Origin of the sequence: Bacteroides fragilis (genome assembly GCF_019583405.1) — a bacterium.
Classification (GTDB): domain Bacteria; phylum Bacteroidota; class Bacteroidia; order Bacteroidales; family Bacteroidaceae; genus Bacteroides; species Bacteroides fragilis_B.
Window position 1 is genome coordinate 161233 of sequence record NZ_SZUU01000004.1, and the last position, 26504, is coordinate 187736.

The following is a 26504-nucleotide window of genomic DNA, read 5'->3' on the forward strand; positions in this document are numbered from 1 at the left end:
GTTTATCTAAACGAGTCAGTCAGCAATTTTATTTCAATCATCGGAGATATGCGCTCATATAAGATGTTGTATACAGCATCCAGTATCGGCATATTTACGTGATGATGTTTATTGATTTCCTTAATACACTTTGTTCCATAATATCCTTCCGCTATCATCTCCATTTCGATTTGGGCACTTTTTACAGAGTATCCCTTACCGATCATGGTACCGAATGTACGGTTACGGCTGAAGTTAGAGTAGCCGGTCACCAACAAATCACCCAGATAAACAGATTCATCCACGTTTCTGTTTATCGGATGTACCGTATTTAAGAAGCGATTCATTTCTTGGATGGCGTTTGATATCAGTACGGCCTGGAAGTTGTCTCCATATTTCAAGCCGCTGCAGATGCCTGCTGCTATGGCATATACGTTTTTCAGTACGGAACTGTATTCAATCCCTATCACATCGTCGCTGACAGAAGTTTTGATGAAGCTGCTGCCCAGTCTGCGGGCAAAAACACGTGCCTTATCCTTGTCCGGGCAAGCGATGGTGAGATAGGAGAGACGTTCCAGTGCCACTTCCTCGGCATGACAGGGACCGGCCAGTACGGCAATATTTTCGGGAGGAACCCCATATTCCTTGTTAAAGTATTCCGAGACAATCAGGTTGTCATCGGGGACAATACCTTTGATAGCGGTAATAATGAACTTGTCTCTGATCCGTGTTTTCAGCTTTTTCAGGTGAGCTTTCAGATATGGAGAAGGGGTGACGAAGATTAGCGTATCAGACTCTTTCACCACATCATTGATGTTGGAGCTGAAATTGATGCGCTTCATGTCGAACTTTACGCCTGTCAGATAGGCTGGATTATGCCCGAGCCGTTTGAAATCGGCGATGCGGTCGTCGCGCCGCATATACCAATTGATAGACTCTTCCTGAGCCAGACACATCTTTGCGATGGCTGTAGCCCAGCTTCCTCCGCCCATTATCGCTATCTTACCGGGTAATTTCATTTCTATAAATTAAGAATTAAAAATGAAGAATGAAGAATGTGCAGGGAAGGCTGGAAGTCAAAAGCTCCGGCTTCTCATCGCCATTCTTCATTCTTAATTTATTTAATTTTCTGTATCCACTCGGCTACATCGTTAACTGACGGATTGGTCAGTTCCAATTTGTACTTCTTGTTGATGCCACAAATATCCTGGTGGAATTTCTGCGGATTAACCTCTTTCATGTCGGCCACCTGATTGTATCCTGCTTTCTGGATGACAGGTACCCACTCCTCGGCAATGCCCAGTTCCATAAATTTGGAAGCACTGTCTTTCGGTACGACTTTCTCCGGACGCATCTGCGGGAAGAACAATACTTCCTGAATGGTCGATTGACCGGTCATCAGCATAGTCAGACGGTCCATACCGATACCCATACCCGAAGTAGGAGGCATGCCATATTCCAATGCACGAACGAAGTCCTTGTCGATGATCATCGCTTCATCATCTCCCTTTTCGCTCAATTTCATCTGGTCTTCGAAACGTTCCAACTGGTCGATCGGATCGTTCAATTCAGAATATGCGTTACACAACTCTTTACCGTTTACCATCAACTCGAAACGTTCTGTCAGTTCAGGGTTGGTACGGTGCTTTTTGGTCAGCGGAGACATCTCGATAGGGTAGTCAGTGATGAAAGTCGGCTGGATATAAGTTCCTTCACAGAACTCACCGAATATTTCATCGATCAGTTTACCTTTACCCATCGTATCATCGATCTCCATCTTCAGTTTCTTGCAAACTTCGCGAATCTGCTCTTCGTTCATTCCTGTCAGATCGTAACCGGTGTGCTCTTTGATGGCTCCCAGCATAGTGACACGCTTATAGGGCGCTTTGAAATTGATGATGTTGTCGCCTACTTTTACTTCGGTAGTACCGTTTACATCCAGACAGATCTTTTCGATCATTTTTTCGGTAAATTCCATCATCCAGTTGTAGTCTTTGTAGGCTACATATATCTCCATACAGGTGAATTCAGGATTGTGTGTACGATCCATACCTTCGTTACGGAAGTTTTTACCGATCTCGTATACACCTTCAAAACCACCGACAATAAGGCGTTTCAGGTAGAGCTCACTGGCGATTCGCATGTATAAAGGAATATCCAAAGCATTGTGGTGAGTCATGAACGGACGCGCGGCTGCTCCTCCGGCAATGGCCTGCAGGATCGGAGTTTCCACTTCCATGTATCCTTTTGAGTTGAAGTATTCGCGCATGGAACTGTATACTTTGCTGCGTTTGATGAAAATATCTTTAACGCCTTCGTTGACAGCCAGATCGACATAACGCTGGCGGTAACGCAGTTCAGGATCTTCAAAAGAGTCGTAAGTTACGCCGTCTTTGTATTTAACAATAGGCAGTGGTTTGATCGATTTGGCGAGCACCGTCAGCTTTTGTGCATGGATACTGATTTCGCCCATCTGTGTACGGAACACGAAGCCTTCGATTCCGATGAAGTCGCCTAAGTCGAGCAGGCGTTTGAACACAGTGTTGTACATTTCCTTGTCTTCTCCCGGGCAGATGTCATCACGGGTGATATATACCTGGATGCGGCCTTTAGAGTCCTGCAATTCAATGAAAGAGGCTTTACCCATTATGCGGCGGCTCATCATACGACCGGCTACGGATACCTGGCGGGGTGTCTCGTCATCTTTGAATTCGGCTTTAATATCAGTTGAGAAAGCATTGGTTACATACTCTGCTGCGGGATAGGGTTCGATGCCCATCGCGCGAAGTTCATTCAGACTGTTACGTCGGATGATTTCCTGTTCACTTAGTTCTAATATGTTCATTTCGTTAGATATTAACTCAATTTTGGAGGCAAAAATACGAAACTTTTCTTAGAAATACGGCATTGTAACTCTTATTCTTTATTCTTCACCTTTAATTCTAAATAGATTTGTATCTTTGCACCCTCAAAATAATAGGTATGACAGGACAAAAGACGCCCACTGCGCTGGGCACCGAAAAGATTGGAAAACTCTTGATGCAGTATGCCATTCCGGCTATTATCGCTATGACCGCATCTTCTCTTTACAACATGGTAGACAGCATTTTTATTGGTCACGGAGTGGGTCCGATGGCTATTTCCGGACTTGCTCTGACTTTTCCACTGATGAATCTTGCCGCTGCTTTCGGCTCCTTGGTTGGAGTGGGAGCCGCTACGCTGATTTCGGTCAAACTGGGACAAAAAGATTACGATACGGCGCAACGGGTATTGGGCAATGTGCTGGTACTGAATATCATTATCGGGCTTGCTTTCACCGTATTAACCCTTATTTTTCTTGATCCTATTCTTTACTTCTTTGGAGGCAGTGACGAAACGGTGGGCTATGCCCGTGACTATATGAAAGTGATTCTTTATGGGAATGTCATCACCCATATTTATCTGGGGCTGAATGCGGTACTTCGTTCAGCCGGGCATCCGCAGAAGGCGATGGTTGCCACCATTGCTACAGTGGTTATCAATACCATTCTCGATCCTTTGTTTATTTATGGTTTTGGTTGGGGCATCCAGGGAGCGGCCATTGCTACGATTACGGCACAAGTGATTGCCCTTGCTTGGCAGTTCAGGCTCTTTGGCAATAAGGAGGAATTACTCCATTTCCACCGAGGAATTTTCCGGTTGAAGCGAAAAATTGTTCTCGATTCGCTGGCTATAGGTATGTCTCCTTTCCTGATGAATCTTGCATCGTGTTTCATTGTGATTCTGATAAATCAGGGTTTGAAACGGTATGGGGGGGATCTTGCCATCGGGGCATTTGGCATTGTCAACCGTCTGGTATTTCTATTCCTTATGATTGTGATGGGACTGAACCAGGGTATGCAGCCGATTGCCGGATACAATTATGGGGCAAAGTTATATCCCCGTGTCACTCGTGTGCTGAAACTGACCATCTATGGTGCGACCATTGTCACCACTACCGGTTTTCTGATGGGAATGTTTATTCCCGACCTGGCAGTGTCCGTCTTCACATCGCACGAAGAGCTGATTCGCCAATCTGCCGAAGGCCTCCGCATTGTGGTACTCTTTTTCCCGATTGTCGGCTTTCAGATGGTCACTTCCAATTTCTTCCAGAGTATCGGGATGGCAAGTAAAGCTATTTTCCTTTCCATTACCCGCCAGGTACTCATCCTGATTCCCTGTCTGTTGATTCTTCCGCGTTTTTGGGGGCAGACGGGTGTCTGGATCAGTATGCCGGTTTCCGACCTGATAGCCAGCCTGATATCCGCTACCATGTTGTGGTGGCAGTTCCGCCAGTTCCGTAAAGCTGCTGCCCGGGTATAGGATTCTTCGGTCTGCGCTAAACAAATCATTGCCTGCATTTGTCTTTTATCTGTAACGATCTGAAAGCAATGTAGCAGCCATGAAAAAGTATGTAAGTTTCTTGTTGGTTTTATTTGTCAGTCTGTTTCTTTTCCTGCCCATGCATGCGCAGCAGCGCAAATCAGTAGCTGTGGTGCTAAGTGGGGGAGGAGCGAAGGGAGTAGCCCATATCGGTGCCCTCAAAGTGATCGAGGAAGCAGGTATTCCTATCGATTATATCGTAGGTACCAGCATGGGGTCTATCATTGGCGGGCTTTATTCCATCGGATATACCCCCTGTCAGCTTGATAGTATGGTCAATCACCAGAATTGGTCTTTTCTGTTGAGTGACCGTATCAGTTGGGAAGATCAAACGATGACTGAACGGAAGAATTCTGAAACTTATATTCTTTCTGTCCCTTTGAAAAAGGATTTGAAGGCGAATGTGTTCGGAGGGGTCATTAAGGGGCAGAACCTGGGTAATCTTTTCTCCGAACTGACTGTAGGCTATCACGATTCCATTAACTTCAATAAGCTGCCTATTCCGTTTGCTTGTGTCTCCGAGAACATTGTGAACGGTGAAGAAGTAGTGTTTCACAATGGTGTATTGGCTACCGCTATGCGTGCCAGTATGGCTATTCCCGGCGTATTCACACCCGTTCGTATGGGCGACGAGATACTGGTTGACGGAGGGATGAAAAACAACTTTCCCACGAACATAGCCCGGGCTATGGGAGCCGATGTGATTATTGGTGTCGATGTACAGAATGATCTCCGGACTGCGGATGAACTGAATAATCTTGGTGAGATATTCAACCAGATCATCAATCTGACCGGCCAAACCCGATATGAAGAGAATATTAAATTGGCAACGGTGTATATTAAAGTGGACGTAAAAGGTTATTCTGCCGCAAGTTTCAACATTCCCGCACTCGACACATTGATGCACCGTGGCGAAGAGGCAGCCCGCGCGCAGTGGACTGCTTTGCGCAGACTGAAGAAAGAGATCGGTCTACCCGAAGATTACGTTGCTCCCCGACACGGTCCGTTTACTTCTTTATGGTCCGAGAAAGATATATTTGTGAAAGAGATCACCTTTGACGGTATCGAAGACAGTGACAAGAAATGGATTATGCACCGCTGTCACCTGAAGGAGAACAGCCGGATGCGCATGGAGCAACTTTATGAAGCACTTGCTACGTTGCGCGGAAGCCAGGCTTATTCCAATGTCAGTTACAAACTGACTGATACCGACCAGGGATATCTGCTACACTTTATTTTGGAAGAGAAGTACGAGCGTAATCTCAATCTGGGGATCCGTTTCGACTCGGAAGAGATCGCTTCATTGCTGTTGAATGTGAGCACCCGTCTTAATACGCGTATTCCATCGTGGCTTTCACTGACCGGACGTCTTGGAAAACGCTATCTGGCCCGGGTTGACTATACATTGGCACCGATGCAGATGCGAAATTTCAATCTCGCTTATCAGTTTGAGTATAACGATATTAATATCTACGATCACGGGAAACGTGCTTATAACACTACTTATAAATACCATTCCGGTGAGTTGGGGTTTTCGGATGTGTGGTATCGTAACCTTCGTTTTGGAGCCGGACTGCGTTTTGAGTTCTTCAAGTATAAGGACTTTCTATATAATGCGGGCGGGCAACAGTTGAAGGTGAAACCCCAACACTTCTTCAGCTATTATGCCCAACTGCATTATAATACATACAATAAGGGATATTTTCCCTCGAAAGGGACCGATCTTCAGGGGAATTATTCACTTTATACCGATAACCTGACACAGTATAAAGATCATGCTCCCTTTTCTGCTTTGACCGCCTCGTGGGCCAGTGTCTTTTCGGTTACCGACCGTTTTGCTTTGATTCCTTCTTTGTATGGACGTATTCTTATAGGCAAAGATATCCCTTATCCCTATCTGAATGCCATCGGTGGAGATAATTTCGGTCATTACTTGCCCCAGCAACTTCCTTTTGCCGGGATCACCAATCTGGAGATAGTCGATAATTCTGTTATCGTAGCCGGTTTGAAGGTGCGCCAGCGTATCGGGGGGAAGAATTATGTCACTCTTACCGGGAATGTGGCGTTGCGGGAAGATAACTTTTTTGATATCCTGAGTGGTAAGCCGGTTTGGGGAGGCAGCTTGGGATATGGCTACGATAGCTTGTTCGGTCCGTTAGAGGCCTCTTTCGGCTATTCAAGCAGGGCACACGATGTAGGATTCTATGTGAATCTGGGATATGTCTTTTAGATTTCGACACCTGTACTTCGTGAGGCAGTACATCCTCCGGGTGTTCAAAGCCATTGCTTGTGATGGAACTCCGGAAAATAAATCAATGCAAAGCCTTCTCATGCGAAAAATGGTTCTTCTTCAAATTTGGTGGTAAATTCTTTATTTCTTTATTTTCAAGTTGACAATTGTCCTTTTTGCTTGCTTTAATAAGAATAAATAGACACCGGCTGAATAAGATAACTCAAGTTTCGGAAGTGAATTTGCGCCGTCTGAACCGGTATCTTCATCCTTATCTCTTTTTTCAATTAACATTGTTAACGCCTTTTGCAGTTTGTCAGGTTCTTATGCGCAAATAATAAGTCTTTTGCATTTAAAGAACTTGTTATTCACATCCAAAGAACAAACTTTAACTCTGTGTTAAAACAAAGTTTTTGAGGACAGAAATCTTACTTTTTAAAGATATTGATTTTCAGATGGTTTATTCTAAAACTCGCTTCTTCACCTCATGGATGAACTCTTCGGTGGAAAGCCGGGATACTTGCTTTTTTGTCAACTATAAACGAGGGCTTACACTTCCGAAAACGGAATTAGATTCCATTCTTGTTCAACCGGAAATGGTGCAATCTACATCCGGTCCCGTGTACACGTGCCCATGAGCCCGCGTACACGGTACTGGGTAAAGATACCTATACGAATGATTAAATGCTGATAATTAAGGAATTAAATATGCAATAGAATAAAGAAACGATTCATGTGAACTGGTTAAATGAAAGAAAAAGAACCGCTGTCCTCCGGGGGGTAGAGTGGCAGCGGTTCGGCGAGTCAACTGGTTTTGGTGGGTCGGATTTAGATTCAAAGTCAATTATAAAAGAGAATTTATTATGAAAAATTAAAGTTCTATAGTCCGTCTTCAATTTTAGGCGTTTTGTAATAACGACTAAGTTTGCACATCTGATCGATTCGGGATATATATCTGGAAGCGATGTATGCCTGGCTTGGTGTACGTTTCAGGGATAAATATTTCACTTTGTGGATTTCCAAAAGAATCTCGGCCAGAAACTCAATCATGTCTGCACGTTCGATATGTGAAGGTGAAGTGAAACACCCTAAATATTCCTGATCCCGGGTAGAAAGGGTATAATGCAGGGTCTTTTTGCCTCGTTGGAAAATATAGTCCACCCGATACCAACCGTTGGCGTTGGTTCGGCGCCAGTGAAAATACAAGATTCTGATATTTAAATGTTTGCCCATAGTACAAACGTGTTAATCGGGCAGGGGAAGAATGAACGGCCCTGCTGACCCGTTTGAACTATTTGACATTCGATGCCGAAACAAGGAAAGAAATATGCTAACCCATTACGAAGTTAGACACGGGGGCAGAGCCGTCTTTATCCAGAAACTGTAGGTATATAAAATTATACACCTACAGTTAGTGTAAAAACAAAGGTTATTTATTTCCTTTGTTTCTGCCTTATAAATATCAAATAGTTCACCACAAAGATGGTGATTATTTCTGAAATAGCATAGCAAACGGACGAAAAATGTTCAATGAAACACTTTTATCAGGAGGATTGTTTACTGAACGCCGTTAGTATAGGGAGATTTAACGAAAAGAGAGCGGATCTGTGTTTACCCGCTTGCGTTATGTAAATTCAATGCAGAACAAGGAAAAAATATGTGCCGACCCATTTTAAACATTCATCAGGACATGGACAGGCAGCCGGCCACCTTCGTGCGAATAAAGAACCTGCTATATTATAATAGATTAGTGAAATGCCATTGCGTCATATATTTCAATTCCCATCGGCTGGCTTGCATATATACTTTCTGTAAACAGGAGTTGATCTTGTATCAGGTTTGACATTTCTTTCTCAAAAGATGATTATATTTTTTGGGGGGGAGGCCGATCACATCTTTATTTCTCCCCGGATTCTGCTCAGTGACTGTGGCGTTATCCACAGATAGGAAGCTATGTGTTTCAAAGGTACGTTTTGTAGCAGTTCGGGATGCTCTTTGATAAGTGTTAGGTAACGCTCTCTGGCTTTTGGACTTCCGGCACTGATCAACCAATTTTCAGTGCAGAGTAATTGTTGTTCCATCAGGCGGCGGCCCAGATTGGCAAGACCGAGCGATGAAGTATAAAGATCGTTCAATGTTTGTCCGGATATACAATAGGCTATGCTGTCGCACATCACCTCGATGGTGATGTGCGATGCTGTATTTTCCACGTATCCCCATACCGAAAAAGCGGCTTCGCCCTCCCCGGCAAACCAGATGGTGGTATCAGCCCCGTCTTTCAGATAATGAGCGCGCCAGATGCCTTGCTTTATCAGATATAAATTTCCGTTTCTGGAACCTTCATGAACAATGACTTCTTTCTTTTTGAAACGCACCTCCTCCATATAATTGAGAAGAGTCTGCGTATCGGTTTCCGAAAGACGATAGCTATTCCTGAATTTTTCAATAAATGTTTCCATAAGGCTCTTTTACATCTGTTTGAACGATGCAAAGATACGCATCATCGGCGAATGGCGAAAGAGTCTTTCAGGTAAATTCCAATAATCAGCAGCAAAGTCAGCAGTTCGGCAAGAGGGACGGCAAGCCAAATACCTTTTATTCCCAGTATCGGAGGCAGGAGCAGGAAGCCTGTCAACATAAACAATGTTCCCCGGAAAAGGGTGATGACAGTGGCTCGCCGGGCACGTTCGATACTTTGATAATAACCGATACCAACTATGTTGAGTGCAAAGAACAGATAACTGACTGCAAAATAAGGAATTCCATCTACTGCAATGTCATACGCTTTGTAACTTTTGTCGATGAATAGTCCTACTATTTCGTGATTGAATACAAGAGTTGCGGTAAAGAATAAAATACCACATCCCAAAGCTGTTTTCAATGCCAGTCGGATGGTACGTGCCACTCTGCCCGGATTCTGTTGCCCGAAATTGTAACTGATGATGGGTTGTGCCGATTGGGCGATGGCGTTGTATACCATAAAGATAATAGGAAAGAAGTAACACACGATGCTGAATGCTGCTACACCACTTTCTCCCAAATGGCTGATAAATACGTAATTCCCCAAAAACATCATACTGGCTATGGATGCTTCGCTGATGAATGCCGAAGAGCCGAGCCTCACCATATAGCCGATATTGCGGAAGGTAAGCTGCATACTTTTCCGGCTAAGTTTGATACGATAAATGCCCACGTTGCGGGAAAAACGGAGTAGATAAATAAGAGTCATCAATCCGCCGACCATAGTTCCCAAACTGGTGGCAAAGGCAGCTCCCATCATTCCCCAACCTAATTGGAAGATGAAAATATAATCGAGTACGATATTGATAATGGCTGATACGGCATTGCACATCATAGCATAGTTGGGCGATCCGTCCAGACGGATATAAAACATGCCGGCACTCAAAAGCAGATAGAAAACGAGAAAAGGAACATACCAGTTCATGTATTCCACTACCAACGGCAGCAATCGTTCCGAACTGCCGAGTAATCGTCCTATCGGTTCTGCAAAGTAGCAGCAAAGTGCTGATAATACCAGGATCAGGAGGGATGAAAAGGCAAGTGCCTGTGTGATATTGATACTTGCCACTTTTCGTTTGCCTTGTGATAAATGGATGGACGCCACGACAGATGCACCTACTCCGAACATCAATCCGATGCCGGTGGTGATCATAAATAGCGGGGCCGTGATATTGACTGCCGCCAAGGCGTCGCTACCAATTCCTTTACCGACAAAGATACCATCGGTAATTACAAAAATGGCGGAAAAAACCATTCCGAGTACTGTTGGAATCAACAACTTCCTGAACAGTCTCGGGATTTCCATGTTTCCGAAATCAATACTGTCTTTCATAAAATCTATGTTTTTTTTAGCGGATGCAAAGATACGTCTATGGAAAAGAAGAAAAGTTACCAATTGATAAGAAATGCGATGTGCCGGATATTGGTACATTATTTATTTCCTTCTTTCGGAAATAATGTGTATGTTTGCTATTGAACCAATATACAAATGTACTATGAACGGTAATTATGTCATCAATATCGGCCGTCAATTGGGCAGTGGCGGAAAAGAGATCGGGGAAAAACTGGCAGCCAGGTTAGGCATTGATTTTTATGATAAAGAGCTGATTAATCTGGCTTCAGAGGAGAGTGGACTTTGTCGGGAATTTTTTGAGAAAGCGGATGAAAAAGCTTCCCAAGGTATTATAGGTGGATTGTTTGGGATGCGTTTTCCTTTTATCAGTGATGGTGCTATGCCCTGTACCAATTGTCTGAGTAATGATGCTCTCTTTAAAATTCAGAGTGATGTCATCCGGCATCTTGCAGCAGAGAAATCTTGTGTATTCGTGGGGCGTTGTGCCGATTACATTTTGCGCGAACATCCCCGTTGCGCCAATATTTTCATTTCTGCTTCGCACGAAGACCGTGTGGCGCGTTTGTGCCGTATTCATGGCATTTCCGAAGAAGCTGCTGAGGAAAAAATGAATAAGGCAGATAAGAAACGCTCCGAATATTATAATTATTACAGTTATAAAACTTGGGGAGCGGCCGCAACCTATCATCTTTGTATTGACTCTTCGGTATTGGGAATCGATGAAACGGTAAGGTTTATAGAAGAGTTTATAGTTAAAAAACTAAATTTATAAATCAGAATCGGGCATGCTATAATATGTTAATGGCCAACTACGGTGTAAATGAAAACACAGTAATTGGCCATTGCTATTTTTGATTTGTTACATCATTAACAACAAAATCATTTGTCCCGCAAGGATACGGAGAAACATAGATAGCGGATATACTGTAGAATAGCCTACTGCCGGAGCATCGCTACCGGTTGCCTGGTTGGAATATGCCAATGCGGGAGGGTCTGTATTACTACCCGCAATCAATCCCATCAACATGAAATAATTAATTTTATAATATGATCGCGCTATAATTCCGATAATCAGCAAAGGGATAATCGTAATCAGGAAACCACAACCTACATAAAGCAGACCGTCTCCATGGATCACAGTATCCACAAAATTGGCTCCCGCTTCGATGCCCACACTGGCAAGGAAAAGAACAATACCGATTTCACGTATCATCAGGTTGGCACTTTGAGTCGTGTAGGTTACCAGATGTAATTTGTGTCCGAAACGTCCTATCAGGATAGCCACCACCAATGGTCCGCCGGCAAGACCGAGTTTTACCGGAGTCGGCATACCCGGGAATGCAATGGGAAGGCTACCGCAAAGGATACCCAGGAAAATACCTACGAACAATGTGATAATGTTCGGTTCGTTGAGGCGCTTCAGTGAATTTCCCAGTACACTGGCTACTCGTTCTACAGCATCTTCGGAGCCTACCACCATGACACGGTCACCTACCTGAAGTACCAGGTTCGGGTTGGCAAAAAGATCGACACCCGAACGGTTAACACGCGTGATGTTGACATTGTACATGCTGCGGAAGTTCAACATACCAAGTTTCTTTCCATTAATTTCCGGTTTGGTTACCAAAATACGACGTGATACCATCGGCATGTCTTGCTTTTCCCAGTCTACTTGCACTTCACGTCCGATAAAGGCTACAATGGCATCTGAGTCTTCTTCTGAACAGACCACAAATAATTGGTCGTTCTGTTCCAGAATAGTACTGTGATTCGGAATGCTGACATGTCCGTCTTTACGGATGCGTGAACAAACAAACGGACGTCCGAGGAAGCTGCTGATTGTGCCCAGAGTTTTTCCGTAGATGGCTTCATTATGCACTTCCAGGCTCATCAGGTGTGGTTTGTGGTGTGTACCGTCAGTTTCTTGATTCCAGTTTTCTTCTTCTTTGGCGAAGTTGATACGGAAGATGTAGCGGACAGCAATGATGGAGCCTATAATACCCACTACTCCTAACGGATAAGCACAGGCATAGCCTAATGCGATCTGTGGCCCGGAGTAGCTCAATTGATTCAGTGCTTCTTGTGCGGCACCGAGCCCCGGGGTGTTTGTGACTGCGCCGTATAGGATACCCACCATCATAGGGAGCTCGATTCTGCCTCCCAGAATGAAATAAAGTGCCATTGCTACAGCGATGTTTAAGACTACAATTCCTACAGCCAGCATGTTCAGGGTCATTCCGCCTTTCTTGAATGAAGAAAAGAAAGAAGGCCCCACTTGGAGACCGATACAGAATACGAACAATATCAATCCGAATTCACGGATGAAATGTAGGATATGGGTATCGCCTGTGAAGCCAAAATGTCCCATTAGGATGCCGGCAAACAAAACAAAGGTAACCCCTAAAGAGACTCCGAAAATCTTGATCTTTCCCAAATAGACACCTGCTGCCACTACGAAAGCGTAGAGGAAGACGATGTGGGCTACGGAGCTGGGGTTCCATAATAAATCTTGTAACCAATCCATAATATAGTAGTTTATAATTTTTTGTAAACGGGTGCAAAATTAGCTATAACCTCGGAGGTAATCAAATATTTGCCTGCCTTTTATTTTAGGAAAGCATGGGGGCAGTGGGTAGTGCGAATTTTCCCTAAAAAAAGCGTAGGGTTTAGACTATTTCAGTATATTTGCAAGTCGCAATCTTACATTTTGATAAAGGATTCAGAGAAATAAATTGAGATAACAATCTTATTTTAATTTTAAATAAATAAACTATGGCAGACAGTAAAGAAAAACTCTTCTCAGATTTTTCTCCTGTTTCCACCGAGAAGTGGATGGAGAAGGTCACAGCCGACCTGAAAGGAGCTGATTTTGAGAAGAAACTCGTTTGGAAGACAAACGAAGGATTCAAGGTAAAACCTTTCTACCGGATGGAAGACCTGGAAGGACTGAAAACAACCGATGCGCTTCCCGGAGAATTCCCTTATTTAAGAGGTACAAAGAAGAACAGTAATGAGTGGTTGGTTCGCCAGGAGATTAAGGTGGAATGTCCGAAGGAAGCCAACGCCAAGGCTCTGGATATTCTGAATAAAGGTATCGATTCTCTTTCTTTCCATGTGAAGGCTAAGGAACTCAATGCGGAATACATTGAGACTTTGTTGAACGATATTTGTGCAGAATGTGTTGAGTTGAATTTTTCTACTTGTCAGGGGCACGTGGTAGAACTGGCTGATTTGCTGGTAGCTTATTTTCAAAAGAAAGACTATGATTTGACAAAGCTGCAAGGCTCTATCAATTACGATTTCTTCAATAAAATGCTGACAAAAGGCAAAGAGAAAGGGGATATGGTACAAACAGCCAAAGCGCTGATCGAAGCTACTGCCCAATTGCCTAAATACCGTGTACTGAATGTGAATGCCCTGACACTGAACAATGCAGGTGCTTATATTTCTCAGGAATTGGGATATGCATTGGCATGGGGTAATGAATATATGAGTCAGTTGACCGAAGCTGAACTTCCTGCTGCCATCGTAGCAAAAAAGATTAAGTTTAATTTCGGTATCAGTTCTAATTACTTCCTTGAAATTGCAAAGTTCCGTGCTGCCCGTATGTTATGGGCTAACATAGTGGCTTCTTACAACCCGAAATGTCTGCGTGATTGCGAAAATAAAGGACCCAACGGAGAATGCCGTTGCGCTGCTAAAATGAAGGTACATGCTGAAACATCTACTTTTAATCTGACTCTGTTTGATGCTCATGTAAACTTGCTTCGTACACAAACTGAGGCAATGTCGGCTGCTCTGGGTGGTGTAGATTCAATGACGGTGGTTCCTTTTGACAAGACCTATGAAACTCCGGATGAGTTTTCCGAACGTCTGGCCCGTAACCAGCAACTGCTGTTGAAAGAAGAATCACATTTTGATAAAGTAATTGACCCGGCTGCCGGTTCTTACTACATTGAAAATCTGACAGTCTCTATTGCTAAGCAGGCATGGGAAACCTTCCTTGCCATTGAAGAAGAAGGAGGCTTCTATGCAGCATTGAAAGCCGGTACTGTTCAGGCTGCTGTGAATGAAAGCAATAAAGCACGCCATAAAGCTGTGGCTCAGCGTCGCGAGATCCTGCTGGGTACTAACCAGTTCCCAAATTTCAATGAAAAAGCGGGCGATAAGAAGCCGGTAGAAGCCACATGCTGTTGTGGTGGACACGATACTTGTGAAAAAGATGTTACTACATTGAACTTCGATCGTGCGGCAAGTCAATTTGAGGCGTTGCGTCTTGAAACCGAAGCCAGTGGAAAACGTCCGAAAGCATTTATGCTGACGATCGGTAATCTGGCTATGCGCCAGGCACGCGCACAATACTCTTGTAATTTCCTGGCTTGTGCCGGATATGAGGTGGTTGATAATCTTGGTTTTGAAACGGTTGAAGCAGGCGTAGAAGCTGCGATGGCTGCAAAAGCCGATATTGTGGTGCTTTGTTCAAGCGATGATGAGTATGCACAATACGCTGTTCCGGCTTTCCAGGCTTTGAATGGCCGCGCCATGTTCATCGTTGCCGGAAATCCGGAATGCGCCGAAGAACTGAAAGCAGCCGGTATTGAGAACTTCATCCATGTACGTGTAAATGTCCTGGAGACACTTAAAGAGTTCAACGCTAAATTATTGAAGTAAGATGAGAAAAGATTTTAAAAACTTAGATATCTACGCAGCATTCCAGCCCGCTAATGGTGCAGAATGGCAAAAGGCTAACGGAATCGAGGCCAACTGGAAGACTCCGGAACACATCTGCGTAAAGCCTGTTTACACAAAAGAAGACCTTGAAGGAATGGAACATCTGGACTATGCTGCCGGTCTTCCTCCTTATTTGCGTGGTCCGTATTCGGTGATGTATACCCTTCGTCCATGGACTATCCGCCAGTATGCAGGATTCTCTACAGCTGAAGAGTCGAATGCTTTCTATCGTCGTAACTTAGCTTCCGGACAGAAAGGGCTGTCGGTTGCTTTTGACTTGGCTACACACCGCGGTTATGACCCTGACCATGAACGTGTGGTAGGTGACGTTGGTAAGGCCGGCGTGTCTATCTGTTCGCTTGAAAATATGAAGGTCTTGTTTGATGGCATTCCTTTGAACAAGATGTCTGTATCTATGACAATGAATGGTGCCGTACTTCCGATTATGGCATTTTATATCAATGCCGGATTAGAACAGGGAGCCAAACTGGAAGAGATGGCCGGAACGATCCAGAATGATATTCTGAAAGAATTTATGGTGCGTAATACCTATATTTATCCGCCTGCATTCTCTATGAAGATCATCTCTGATATTTTTGAATATACTTCACAGAAGATGCCGAAATTCAACTCTATCTCCATTTCTGGTTATCACATGCAGGAAGCAGGTGCCACAGCTGATATTGAGTTGGCTTATACGTTGGCTGATGGTCTGGAGTATCTTCGTGCCGGTGTTGCTGCAGGTATCGATATCGATGCTTTTGCTCCGCGCCTCTCTTTCTTCTGGGCTATCGGAACAAACCATTTTATGGAAATTGCCAAAATGCGTGCTGCACGTATGTTATGGGCAAAGATCGTGAAACAGTTTAATCCGAAGAATCCGAAGTCGCTTGCATTGCGTACTCACTCGCAGACTTCCGGTTGGTCATTGACTGAGCAAGATCCGTTTAACAATGTAGGACGTACTTGTATCGAGGCTATGGCTGCTGCGCTGGGACATACTCAGTCGTTGCACACCAATGCGCTTGATGAAGCTATTGCTTTGCCGACAGACTTTTCTGCCCGTATTGCCCGTAATACTCAGATTTATATTCAGGAAGAAACTTATATTTGCAAGAACGTAGATCCATGGGGTGGTTCTTACTATGTAGAGTCATTAACTAATGAACTGGCTCACAGTGCTTGGGAACATATTCAGGAAATTGAGAAGTTGGGTGGTATGGCGAAAGCTATCGAAACCGGTATTCCGAAGATGCGTATTGAAGAGGCTGCTGCCCGGGCACAAGCTCGTATCGACAGTGGTTCACAGACTATCGTCGGTGTAAATAAGTATCGTCTTGAGAAAGAAGACCCGATTGATATTCTTGAAGTTGACAATACCGCTGTTCGTAAAGAGCAGATTGAGAACCTGAAGCGTTTGAAAGAAGGCCGTAACCAAGCTGAGGTGGACAAAGCATTGGCTGCCATTACCGAATGTGTCAAAACCGGTAAGGGCAATTTACTTGAGTTAGCTGTAGAAGCTGCTCATGTTCGTGCAACATTGGGTGAAATCTCGTATGCTTGCGAACAAGTAGTAGGACGTTATAAAGCAATAATTAGAACTATATCAGGCGTGTATTCATCAGAAAGCAAAGGCGACGCTGACTTTAAGCGTGCTTGCGAACTCACTGAGAAGTTTGCAAAGAAAGAGGGACGTCAACCTCGTATTATGGTTGCAAAGATGGGCCAGGACGGTCACGATCGTGGTGCCAAGGTAGTAGCTACCGGTTATGCCGACTGTGGTTTCGACGTGGATATGGGACCGTTGTTCCAGACTCCTGCGGAAGCAGCTCGTGAAGCGGTAGAGAATGATGTTCACGTAGTCGGAGTTTCTTCGTTGGCTGCAGGGCACAAGACATTGGTTCCGCAGATTATTGAAGAATTGAAGAAGTTGGGACGTGAAGATATCGTAGTAATAGCCGGTGGTGTAATTCCTGCCCAGGATTATGACTTCTTGTATAAGGCCGGTGTAGCTGCGATCTTTGGTCCGGGTACTCCGGTGGCTAAGGCTGCTTGTCAGATTCTGGAAATCCTGATGGATGAAGAATAAAAAAACAGTCTTTGAGAAATGATAAACGAAGAGGTTGTGTCAAAACGTTGGCACAACCTTTTTTTATTGATGGAATACGACAATCACCTTGATGTCCTTGGAGAACGTAACTCCTATTCCAAGACCGATCCCGGTGCCACATTCATGCGCATGAAAGAAGACACCATGAAGAACGGGCAGAACAAGCCCGGGTATAATTTACAAATAGGTACTGGATAGCAACTTGTTACCAAATGAATGAGAAAAAAGCGGCATAGCCAAAAGAAAAGATAGCAGGACTGTAAAACGTAAAAAAAAGGTTGTGCTGGCATTTTGACACACCCCCGTTTTTTTGTACTTACTATGGTACTATAAATATTTTGTGTAAATAGAAATAGAATTTAGTGTGATAGCTTATTTGTCAGCAATTATAAAAGGACTTGCTGCAACAAATTCCCCCTTTTTATGGATAATGTAAGTCCTCGGTTCTGATAGGGTAATTGGTTTCAGACCGTCTATTTGTATTTCCGTCGGCTGATAAATGCTTACGTAACATAAATCTTTGATAACAACCGCTTGTGCAGCTTCGTCATTGCGTATAATGTGAATAGATTTGCTATTAAAGCTACGGACTTTCTGTTGTGTCGTGGCAGGAAGTATCAGATAAATATATGATGCAGGCATGTTCTGACAGTGTTTGAGATAAATGGAAAACATCTTGCTTTTTAATGTCTCAGGCTTGTACATTCCCATAAAATCTTTCCATTGCCCTTCTTTTTCTTCGGTTATGACGATGCAGGTGTCTGCCTGCAAGATGATGTATCCGGTGTTGTCATGGAAGAATCGCTTGTGGTCTTTCAACCATACTTTGCCTTTACTGAACCGCTGGTCGATGGAGGTGATGATTTCCTGTGCTTTCCGCGTTAGTTCCCAGTCATTCTGTAATCAGGCTCTGATGAGTACATTGCCTGCCAGCCAAACTTTGTTTTGTCCGGTCATGCTGAAAGCTGCTTTTTCCATTACTTTGATTGCTTGCTGCTTTTCCAGTTTGTTTATTTCCTGTTCGAAGAGCAAGAATGCCGGTCCGAGGGTGCGTGGTACGCCTATTGGGTTGTACCACCAGTTCTTGCACACCAATCCTTGGTGAACCAGAAGTTCATTGTTTGGTGGATGGCATCTGTCAGGCGTGTTTTTTCGGAAGGCTGAAGTTTCTGTTGTTCTCGGTAATAGTATTTGGTGAGTTTCAGTATTTGTTCCGCATGTATTTTGGGTTCCCAGCCGGAACGTTTGGTGTCGTCATAGTTGATGTCCTGCCATGAGCCGTCTGAGCGTAGAGTGCTTATCAACTGTTTTATCTCTTTGGAGGAAATGGATAGAACTGTTGTAGTTCGATGATATTTTGGTCGGACACTTCCTTTTCGGGGGGAATGGTTGACAATTGTTTGAGGAGTGATTCTTTGTTTGGGTCGCCTCCGATAGTGATGTCAATATAGTTCTTCTTGATGATGTGGATAGAGTCATTATAGGTTTTCTGCCCATTGACTGATGAGTAGCTTATTAGGTAACAAAGCACAGGTAAGTATAAGTTGTGGATAATGTTTTTCATATTCTGTATGAAATAACTTTCCAAATGCAAAGAAAGATATAAAAAATGGAATCTGAGAAATTATTTTGATTTTCTTTCTATAACCATGTCTGTTCTCTTTTCTCAATCAACTATTGTTTTCAAACATTCCTCAAGAAGAATATAAAAAGACTTAAAGCAGTAAGGGTTGGGTTGTTTTTTTGTGTCATAGGTTATGTGAACATATAAATGCAGACTTATGAAAAACAAAATTCTTCTTTTTCTTCTGTTGTTGATGAGTTGGCCGATGTATGCGGTCACTCCCAAAGAAACCTTCGAGGTAGGTAAACGTACATTCTTGCTGAATGGCAATCCCTTTGTAGTAAAAGCTGCGGAGTTGCACTATGCACGCATTCCGGAACCCTATTGGGAACACCGAATCTTGATGTGCAAGGCGCTCGGTATGAATACTATCTGTTTGTATATGTTTTGGAACTACCATGAACAACAGGAAGGGAAATTCGACTTTTCCGGTGAAAAGAATGTGGCTAAGTTTTGTAAATTGGCTCAGAAACATGGCATGTATATCATCCTGCGTCCTGGTCCGTATGTGTGTGCGGAATGGGAGATGGGCGGACTGCCTTGGTGGTTGCTCAAAGAGAAAGATATGAAAGTGCGTTCGTTGAACCCTTATTTCATGGAGCGTACGGAAATCTTTATGAAGGAATTGGGTAAGCAATTGGCTCCCCTCCAGTTGGCCAACGGTGGTAATATCATCATGGTGCAGGTAGAGAATGAGTTTGGCGGATATGGGGTTGACAAACCTTATATGACAGCCATCCGTGACATTGTGCGTCGTGCAGGTTTCGACAAGTCCGTACTTTTCCAGTGCGATTGGGACTCTACGTTTGAGCTGAATGCTTTGGACGATTTGCTTTGGACGCTGAACTTCGGCACAGGTGCCAATATCGATAAGGAATTCAAGAAACTCTCTACCGTACGTCCTGATACTCCACTCATGTGCAGTGAGTTCTGGTCGGGTTGGTTTGACCATTGGGGCAGGAAGCACGAGACCCGTCCGGCCGAGAAAATGGTGGAAGGTATCAAGGATATGCTCGACCGGAACATCTCTTTTAGTCTTTATATGACACATGGAGGTACCACCTTCGGTCATTGGGGAGGTGCCAATTCTCCTACCTATTCTGCCATGTGTTCTTCATACGATTATGATGCTCCCATTAGCGAAGCCGGGTGGACCACTCCCAAGTATTACCTTTTGCAGGAGCTTCTTGGCAAATACCGTAGTCCTGAGGAAAAGGCGTGTCCCGTTCCCGAACCGTTCCCCGTCATCGAAATACCCGCCGTGGAACTGAATGCGGCAGCTCCCCTTTTTGAGCAACTGCCCGATTTTGTTCAAAGCGAACAGGTGGAGCCGATGGAAGACTTCAACCAAGGATGGGGAAGCATTCTATACCGTACCACGTTGCCTGCTACAGAAGCCAATACGCTTCTCCGCATTACCGAAGCACACGACTGGGCACAGATATATGCTGATGGCAAATTGCTCGGTTATCTGGACCGCCGGAAGGACGACAATCAAGTGATTCTGCCGCAACTGCCGGAAGGCACGCAATTGGATATATGGGTTGAAGCCATGGGACGGGTCAACTTTGGAAGCACCGTTCACGACCGGAAAGGCATCACTGAGAAGGTGGAGCTTATTAAGCCGGACAAACAGGCTGTTACCCTCAAGAACTGGAAAGTATACAGCATTCCCGTGGATTATAAATTTGCCGCCCGCAAAAAGTATTCGTCTAATAGCCGTCCGGAAGGCCCTGCTTACTACAAGGCGACTTTCAACCTGACAAAGACCGGAGATACGTTTATTGACATGAGTACTTGGGGGAAAGGTATGGTTTGGGTAAATGGACATGCTTTAGGCCGTTTTTGGGAAATCGGTCCCCAACAAACGTTGTTCTTGCCTGGATGCTGGTTGAAGAAAGGAAAGAATGAAATCATCGTACTCGATTTGAAAGGACCGTCGGAGGCTGTTGTCAAAGGTCTGAAGACCCCAGTGCTGGATATACTGCGTGAGAAGGAGAGAAAGAATCGCCAGAAGGGAGATACGTTGGATTTATCTCAGGAAACGCCGGTCTATAAAGGAGCTTTTGCACCCGTTGCCGGATGGCAGGAGGTGAAGTTCGCCCAATCAGCACAAGGGCAATATTTCTGTTTGGAAGCCTTGTCGGCGCAAGATGGTAAGACAGAGGCCACCCTTGCCGAGTTGGAGATATTAGGAGCTGATGGCAAGCCCATTCCCCGCGAACAATGGAGAATACGCTATGCCGATAGCGAAGAAACTTACGGGGTCAACGCTACTGCCGACAAGATATACGACCAGCAAGAATCCACCTGCTGGATGACCCAAAGAAGAATCCCTTATCCGCATCAGGTGGTAATTGATTTGGGTGAGGTGAAAACGGTGACGGGATTGCGTTACTTGCCATCGTTTGAGAAAGGTAATCCGGGGATGATTAAAGATTTCTCGGTATATGTCAATAAACAGGCGTTCCGTTATTAAATAGTAAGTGTTGTATGGCAGGAGTTGATAAACTCTTGCCTCCTGCACATCAAATATCAATAATATCAGTAAAAACAAAGTCTCTTGAAGGTAAAGTGTTTTTTAAAATCAATAGGTAGTTTATATATAATGATTGAAATCGAAAACTGGTCTTCAATTCTTCTAACCTTTAAAACGTATGAATATAACACAAAATGAAAGTTCAACAGAATGAGATTTGTTATATTACTGTAAGGGTTTGTCGAGCGTGCGGAATCGGTGTGTTGTGGAAACACGGCACGATGATTCCATCGGCAAATCAAAAGAATCACTTCACATAACTATGACCTTTGCAAATATGAAATACATGTATTATTTACTTTCACTCCTGGTTGTCTGCTTGTTCGGCCTCTCGGACATGTATGCGCAGCAACCGATAGATTACGTCAACATGCGTATTGGTACAGATGGTGAGCATCGCACCGAATATGGAGGAACCGTGCCTGCCGTCACTACCCCTTTTGGCATGACACAATGGTGTCCCGTCACCCGTATCAACGGTATTTCACGGACGATGTATCACAACAAGGATTCTCTGTTGTTGGGTTTTATGGCTACCCACCAACCCGCTGTCTGGATGGGCGATTATGGCTATATGACCCTGATGCCCCAATGCGGCTCGCTCAAACTGAAACCATCGGAACGGGGAGTCAGACTGGACCGTACCCAAGAAGTGCTTACTCCTTATTATTATAAAGTGACCACTTCGGAAGGTGGAGAGCAGCAGCAGATTGCCACCGAACTGACAGCCACTTCGCGTGCCTCGTTCTTCCGTTTCAGATATCCCAAGCAGGAGAAAGCTCTCTTGTACCTCGAAGCCGGACGAGGCAAGCGGGGAGGCGGCATTGAGATATTTCCTGAAAAGAGAGAAATACACATCTACAACGAAGACAGGCATGATGCCCATTTAGGACCGGAAACTCCTGATTTAAGAGGGTACTATGTATTGAAGTTTTCTGCTGATTTTGCCGACTATGGCGTTTGGAAGGACTCTCTTGTGACCGCAGGGAAAACTCAGGAAGCAGGAACCTCCGCAGGCGGATATGTGGCATTTCCTGCCGGTACGGAAATGATGGAGCTGCGAATTGGCAGCTCTTTCATCAGTTTTGAACAAGCCGGAGAAAATCTTGCCAAAGAGATTCAGAAAACAGCCTCTTTCGGGCAGACAGTAAAGAAAGTCCGTACAGCCTGGAATCGCTCCCTTTCCAAGATTAAGCTGAAAGGCGGTACGGAAGACGACCGCGTTGTTTTCTATACTGCTTTCTTCCATACGCTTCAATATCCCCGTGAGTTCTCGGAATATGGCAGATACTATAGCCCGTTCGACGGGAAAGTGCATGAGGGAGTTTCCTACAATGCCTATTCCTTGTGGGACACCTTCAGAGCCGAACATCCTTGGCTGCAATTAGTAGCTTCGGAACGTGTTGATGACATGATAACCTCGTTGGTACAAATGTACGAGGAAGGCGGCTGGATTCCTAAATGGCCCAACCCCACTTACACCAATATCATGATTGGTACCCATGCGGATGCAGTCATTGCTGATGCCTACGTGAACGGTTTCCGTAACTATGACGTGGAGCAGGCCTACAAAGCCATCCGCAAGGATGCCTACGTATCTCCACTCTATGACGATAAGAGCAAATGGGGCGACAGAGCACTTTGGAACGGGCAATACGAAGCACGTGGTGGACTGACCAACTATTTGCACAAAGGATACGTAGCTTCCGATTGTACATACGAGTCCGTGGCGCGTACCCTGGAGTTTGCTTTGGATGATTATTGTATTGCCCAAATGGCAAAAGGGTTGGGACATACGGATGATTATGTCGATTTGATGAAGCGCGCTGCCAACTATAAACATCTGTACAACCCGGAGCTGAAATTCTTCCAAGCCCGTAAGGCAGATGGTACGTGGGACCAAGCCCATGTGGGATTTACCGAAGGGGCCAATTGGACCTACCGCTTCTGTGTGATGCAAGATGTGCCCGGAATGATTGACTTGATGGGAGGCAGTGACGCTTTCATGCAGCTCTTGGACCGGAATTTTGATGAAAAGCATTATCGTCACGACAATGAACCGGGGCATCATTATGCCTATTTGTATAACTATTGCAATCGGTTGGACAAGACCCAGTCCCGCCTTCGGACCATTATGAAAGATAACTATAAGAACGCTCCCGACGGCCTGTCCGGTAACGATGATTGCGGGCAGATGTCAGCGTGGTATCTTTTTAGTGTATTGGGCTTTTATCCCGTCACTCCGGCATCGGGTATGTACGCGTTGGGTATTCCTCATTTTGAGGAGATACGTCTTCAACTTCCCAATAAGCGAGTATTGAAAATACGTGCCAAAGGTTTGGAGTCGTATCATACATTGGATGATGTGCGTTTGAATGGTAAAGCGCTCGATTCTCCCTTTGTGAAAATCAGTGATTTGTTGGAGGGTGGTGTATTGGAGTTCTGTCCGAAACGTTGAGGTCGTGAAATATGATATTATATTAATTATTTTATACTAAGAACATGAAAAACAAGTGTATCTTGAAGTGTGTGCTGTTTGCTTTAGTCGCTTTTAACAGCTTGGCAATCATGGCACAGACTACGCAACAGGCTGCAAAGCCAGAAAAGAAATTCCTCCAACCCGAAAGGGTTCGGTATGATGGTTCGTGCATGACCATTGAGGGAAAAGACATTTTTATTTATAGTGCAGCTTTCCATTACTTCCGTTGTCCGGAAGAATTATGGAGAGACCGTTTCCGTCAAATCAAGGAAGCCGGATTCAATACGGTGGAGACATACGTGCCTTGGAACTGGCATGAGAGAATCATGCCGTCCGGCTTAAACGATAATAGCCACTTTGACTTCTCCGATGTGAAGCGTTGGCTGAAGATGGCGCAAGAGGAGTTTGGACTCTATACCATCGTTCGTCCGGGGCCTTTCATTTGCGCTGAGTATTCGGGAGGAGGATATCCGCGTTGGTTGGCAAAGTTCTGTCCGGGCGGAATGGACGACTTCTGGTTGAGAAGTGCGGACCATCGCCACATCAGCTGGTCGCAACATTGGTTTGATGCCGTTTGCAAAGCGTTGGCCGACGAGCAAATCACGCGCAAGCCGGTGGGCGAAAAGGGAATTATCCTGATTCAGATTGAAAACGAGTATAACCATCATGGATGTTACGGTAAGGAAAAACTGTTGAAAGCACTGTACCAGTCTGTACGGAAAAGTGGGATGGATATTCCTATCTTTACCTGTCTGACCAATGAGTGCCGTAGCAGCGAAGATGTGGAATTGTCTCAGGTTTTTGACAGCGACAACTATTATGTAGGGCTTTCTTCAGCTCCCGACTGCGCGTATCGCATGGCGAACCTTAGGAAGGAGCAACCGGATGCACCTGGATTTGTGACGGAACTCCAAGGCGGATGGTTCTCGTTGGTGACCGGTAGATTGAGCGAAGACCATTATTCCGATGCCCGCCACTTCAAGGCGGTGGGCTTGATGTCCTTATTAGGAGGTGCAGGTGGCATCAACTATTACATGTTCTTTGGCGGTACCCATTTTGCCGGTTGGGGAGCACGAGGCATGACGACCAGCTATGACTACAATGCAGCCATACGCGAGAATGGTGCGCGGAGCGACAAATACTTTGAGGCAAAGGCCATCGGGCAGTTCATCCAGGCATTCGGGCCGCAATTGGTCCGTTCCGAAGGCGGTCCTTGTGCCATGGAGGGTGGAGCGAAGTCGCTCTTCGGCGGTGTACGCGTAGCGGTGGACGGAACACGCTTTGTCTTTCTGCACAACACAGACCCCAAAAATGCCATTCGTGGAAAGGTACGCTTGTTGCCGGGTAAGATGAATCGCCCTGCCACACCGATGTATAACATCAACCAGCATGGCGAGAAGGTGTTGATAGCAGCTTCGGAAGCTGCGGATACCGACTCTGTCACCGTTTCTCCCATCAACGTTTCCTACGACCTGCCTGCGTTGGGTACGAAAGTGTTGGTGATTCCTGCCGGAAAGCCGGAAACGAAAGGCGAATGGTGGCCGCAGGAGCAGATACGCCCCTTGCGCCCTGCCAAACTTCCCCAACCGGTACGCATTGCTTCTGCCTTGAAAAAGGAAGATGCCTTTGCCAAGGCAGACTGGAAGCAACTCCCTCGCTTGGTATCATTACCCGACTTGGGTGTCAATGATTTCCGTTACAGCCTGTACCGTGCGCAAGTCAGTCTGACCTCCCGTCAAGTTGCCGAAGAACGTTTCCTCTTATTCAATATGTTTACTCGTGACATTGTATCGGTAGCGGTGAACGGAAAGCAGGCGAAACGCCTCTTCCCCGACAAAGCCGATGCGCAGTCCTGGACCACACGCGACTGCTTCGAACACATCCGTCCGGACGAGTACGACAACCGTTTCGACGTGTCGGGCTTACTGAAGGAGGGTGACAATGAAATCCTGGTTGTCTATGAAAACCTGGGTCATGCTCATGGTTACGTGCCTATGGAAGAATTGTCCGGTATCAGAGAGGCTGGTTTGTCACTGACCGAAACAGCCTTGACTCATCCCCTGGAGTGGGAGTATGCGGCAGATGCAGCCGGAGTGGCCCAAGGATGGAACCTGCCGCAATTCGCACCGCAGGATTGGCAAAACGTATCGTTGGATGTGACCTGTGAGATTCCTGCCAAAGGAAACGGTGTACAGCCGAAAGCCGAGCCGGACGGATTGTTCACTTGGTACCGGATAGAGTTTGAACTGCCTGGTCAGAAGAAAGGCGAACGGATTCCCTGGCTGGCACGCATCAATGCCTCGGGCAATGGCTATATGTGGCTGAACGGAAACAACATTGGACGCCACTGGGAAGCCGGTCCGCAACGTGAGTTCTTCTTGCCTGAATGCTGGCTTAATTTCGGTGGAGGAAAGAAGAACGTGCTGGTAATAGGATTGCGCCAGACTGCCAATGGAGCTGTATTGAAAGCCATGGAGATAGCTCCTTACCGGAATATGGCAGAAATAAGGAAATAGAAGTAAAATCTGAAAAATAGA

21 protein-coding genes are annotated in these 26504 nt (G+C 45.2%); 11 read left to right on the forward strand and 10 right to left on the reverse strand.

Annotation, left to right across the window (positions count from 1 at the left end):
• Positions 1 to 2 precede the first annotated feature (2 nt).
• Both FDF36_RS10805 and lysS read right to left on the reverse strand, forming a co-directional pair.
• A complete protein-coding gene (locus FDF36_RS10805) occupies positions 3 to 998 on the reverse strand; it encodes an NAD(P)H-dependent glycerol-3-phosphate dehydrogenase (RefSeq protein WP_005781396.1) in 996 nt (331 codons plus the stop codon).
• A gap of 98 nt (positions 999 to 1096) precedes the next feature.
• Complete coding sequence (gene lysS, locus FDF36_RS10810; RefSeq protein ID WP_220391336.1) at positions 1097 to 2824, reverse strand: lysine--tRNA ligase; 1728 nt, start codon at positions 2822 to 2824, stop codon at positions 1097 to 1099.
• A 137-nt stretch (positions 2825 to 2961) separates the two neighbouring features.
• Here lysS and FDF36_RS10815 point away from each other — a divergent pair, with 137 nt between their 5' ends.
• Both FDF36_RS10815 and FDF36_RS10820 read left to right on the forward strand, forming a co-directional pair.
• Entirely contained in the window at positions 2962 to 4320 is a 1359-nt protein-coding gene (locus tag FDF36_RS10815) for an MATE family efflux transporter (RefSeq protein WP_462061215.1), read from the forward strand.
• 79 nt (positions 4321 to 4399) lie between these two features.
• Positions 4400 to 6610, forward strand: a complete 2211-nt coding sequence (locus FDF36_RS10820) for a patatin-like phospholipase family protein (protein ID WP_220391338.1) — start codon at positions 4400 to 4402, stop codon at positions 6608 to 6610.
• 141 nt (positions 6611 to 6751) lie between these two features.
• On the opposite strand, the gene FDF36_RS10825 is transcribed toward FDF36_RS10820, so the two are convergent.
• On the reverse strand, positions 6752 to 6904 hold the full coding sequence (locus FDF36_RS10825; RefSeq protein ID WP_220391339.1) for a hypothetical protein: 153 nt from the start codon (positions 6902 to 6904) through the stop codon (positions 6752 to 6754).
• A gap of 161 nt (positions 6905 to 7065) precedes the next feature.
• On the opposite strand from FDF36_RS10825, the gene FDF36_RS21460 reads away from it, so the two are divergent.
• A complete protein-coding gene (locus FDF36_RS21460) occupies positions 7066 to 7248 on the forward strand; it encodes a hypothetical protein (protein WP_128900005.1) in 183 nt (60 codons plus the stop codon).
• Between the two features lie 241 nt (positions 7249 to 7489).
• Here the strand turns inward: FDF36_RS21460 and FDF36_RS10830 are convergent, their stop codons facing one another.
• The 3 genes from FDF36_RS10830 to FDF36_RS10840 form a co-directional block, all read right to left on the reverse strand.
• The gene (locus FDF36_RS10830; RefSeq protein ID WP_032536998.1) at positions 7490 to 7843 is read right to left on the reverse strand and encodes a hypothetical protein; all 354 of its coding nucleotides are present in this window, start codon (positions 7841 to 7843) and stop codon (positions 7490 to 7492) included.
• Between the two features lie 656 nt (positions 7844 to 8499).
• Entirely contained in the window at positions 8500 to 9069 is a 570-nt protein-coding gene (locus FDF36_RS10835; RefSeq protein ID WP_220391340.1) for a Crp/Fnr family transcriptional regulator, read from the reverse strand.
• A 41-nt stretch (positions 9070 to 9110) separates the two neighbouring features.
• On the reverse strand, positions 9111 to 10463 hold the full coding sequence (locus FDF36_RS10840; RefSeq protein WP_220391341.1) for an MATE family efflux transporter: 1353 nt from the start codon (positions 10461 to 10463) through the stop codon (positions 9111 to 9113).
• Between the two features lie 163 nt (positions 10464 to 10626).
• Here FDF36_RS10840 and FDF36_RS10845 point away from each other — a divergent pair, with 163 nt between their 5' ends.
• Positions 10627 to 11256 (forward strand): cytidylate kinase-like family protein, encoded by a 630-nt coding sequence (locus tag FDF36_RS10845; protein WP_005781380.1) that lies wholly within the window; start codon positions 10627 to 10629, stop codon positions 11254 to 11256.
• 87 nt (positions 11257 to 11343) lie between these two features.
• On the opposite strand, the gene FDF36_RS10850 is transcribed toward FDF36_RS10845, so the two are convergent.
• Complete coding sequence (locus tag FDF36_RS10850; protein ID WP_122200534.1) at positions 11344 to 13008, reverse strand: putative transporter; 1665 nt, start codon at positions 13006 to 13008, stop codon at positions 11344 to 11346.
• Between the two features lie 248 nt (positions 13009 to 13256).
• On the opposite strand from FDF36_RS10850, the gene mutA reads away from it, so the two are divergent.
• Genes mutA through FDF36_RS10865 form a run of 3 tightly spaced genes read left to right on the forward strand, consistent with a single transcriptional unit; the run spans position 13257 to position 17523 of the window.
• The gene (mutA, locus tag FDF36_RS10855; RefSeq protein WP_220391342.1) at positions 13257 to 15155 is read left to right on the forward strand and encodes a methylmalonyl-CoA mutase small subunit; all 1899 of its coding nucleotides are present in this window, start codon (positions 13257 to 13259) and stop codon (positions 15153 to 15155) included.
• A 1-nt stretch (position 15156) separates the two neighbouring features.
• The gene (gene scpA / locus FDF36_RS10860) at positions 15157 to 17304 is read left to right on the forward strand and encodes a methylmalonyl-CoA mutase (RefSeq protein ID WP_005781369.1); all 2148 of its coding nucleotides are present in this window, start codon (positions 15157 to 15159) and stop codon (positions 17302 to 17304) included.
• Between the two features lie 18 nt (positions 17305 to 17322).
• Positions 17323 to 17523, forward strand: coding sequence for a hypothetical protein (locus FDF36_RS10865; RefSeq protein WP_220391524.1), 201 nt, complete (start codon positions 17323 to 17325; stop codon positions 17521 to 17523).
• 174 nt (positions 17524 to 17697) lie between these two features.
• Here FDF36_RS10865 and FDF36_RS21235 read toward each other — a convergent pair whose 3' ends face one another.
• Complete coding sequence (locus FDF36_RS21235) at positions 17698 to 18144, reverse strand: polysaccharide lyase family 8 super-sandwich domain-containing protein (protein ID WP_259281411.1); 447 nt, start codon at positions 18142 to 18144, stop codon at positions 17698 to 17700.
• Between FDF36_RS21235 and FDF36_RS21240 the strand changes: the two genes are divergently transcribed.
• Positions 18071 to 18430 (forward strand): hypothetical protein, encoded by a 360-nt coding sequence (locus FDF36_RS21240; RefSeq protein WP_259281433.1) that lies wholly within the window; start codon positions 18071 to 18073, stop codon positions 18428 to 18430. The two genes, FDF36_RS21235 and FDF36_RS21240, sit on opposite strands and share 74 nt — an antisense overlap.
• Here the strand turns inward: FDF36_RS21240 and FDF36_RS21245 are convergent.
• Complete coding sequence (locus FDF36_RS21245; RefSeq protein ID WP_259281412.1) at positions 18387 to 18629, reverse strand: hypothetical protein; 243 nt, start codon at positions 18627 to 18629, stop codon at positions 18387 to 18389. The genes FDF36_RS21240 and FDF36_RS21245 overlap by 44 nt on opposite strands.
• 5 nt (positions 18630 to 18634) lie before the next feature.
• Entirely contained in the window at positions 18635 to 18889 is a 255-nt protein-coding gene (locus FDF36_RS21250) for a hypothetical protein (RefSeq protein WP_259281413.1), read from the reverse strand.
• Between the two features lie 217 nt (positions 18890 to 19106).
• On the opposite strand from FDF36_RS21250, the gene FDF36_RS10875 reads away from it, so the two are divergent.
• From FDF36_RS10875 to FDF36_RS10885, 3 genes are all read left to right on the forward strand, one after another.
• Complete coding sequence (locus tag FDF36_RS10875) at positions 19107 to 21428, forward strand: beta-galactosidase (RefSeq protein WP_101603739.1); 2322 nt, start codon at positions 19107 to 19109, stop codon at positions 21426 to 21428.
• 322 nt (positions 21429 to 21750) lie between these two features.
• Positions 21751 to 23946: a GH92 family glycosyl hydrolase gene (locus FDF36_RS10880; protein ID WP_220391343.1), complete on the forward strand. Its 2196-nt coding sequence runs from the start codon at positions 21751 to 21753 to the stop codon at positions 23944 to 23946.
• A gap of 44 nt (positions 23947 to 23990) precedes the next feature.
• The gene (locus FDF36_RS10885; protein ID WP_220391344.1) at positions 23991 to 26483 is read left to right on the forward strand and encodes a beta-galactosidase; all 2493 of its coding nucleotides are present in this window, start codon (positions 23991 to 23993) and stop codon (positions 26481 to 26483) included.
• Positions 26484 to 26504 lie beyond the last annotated feature (21 nt).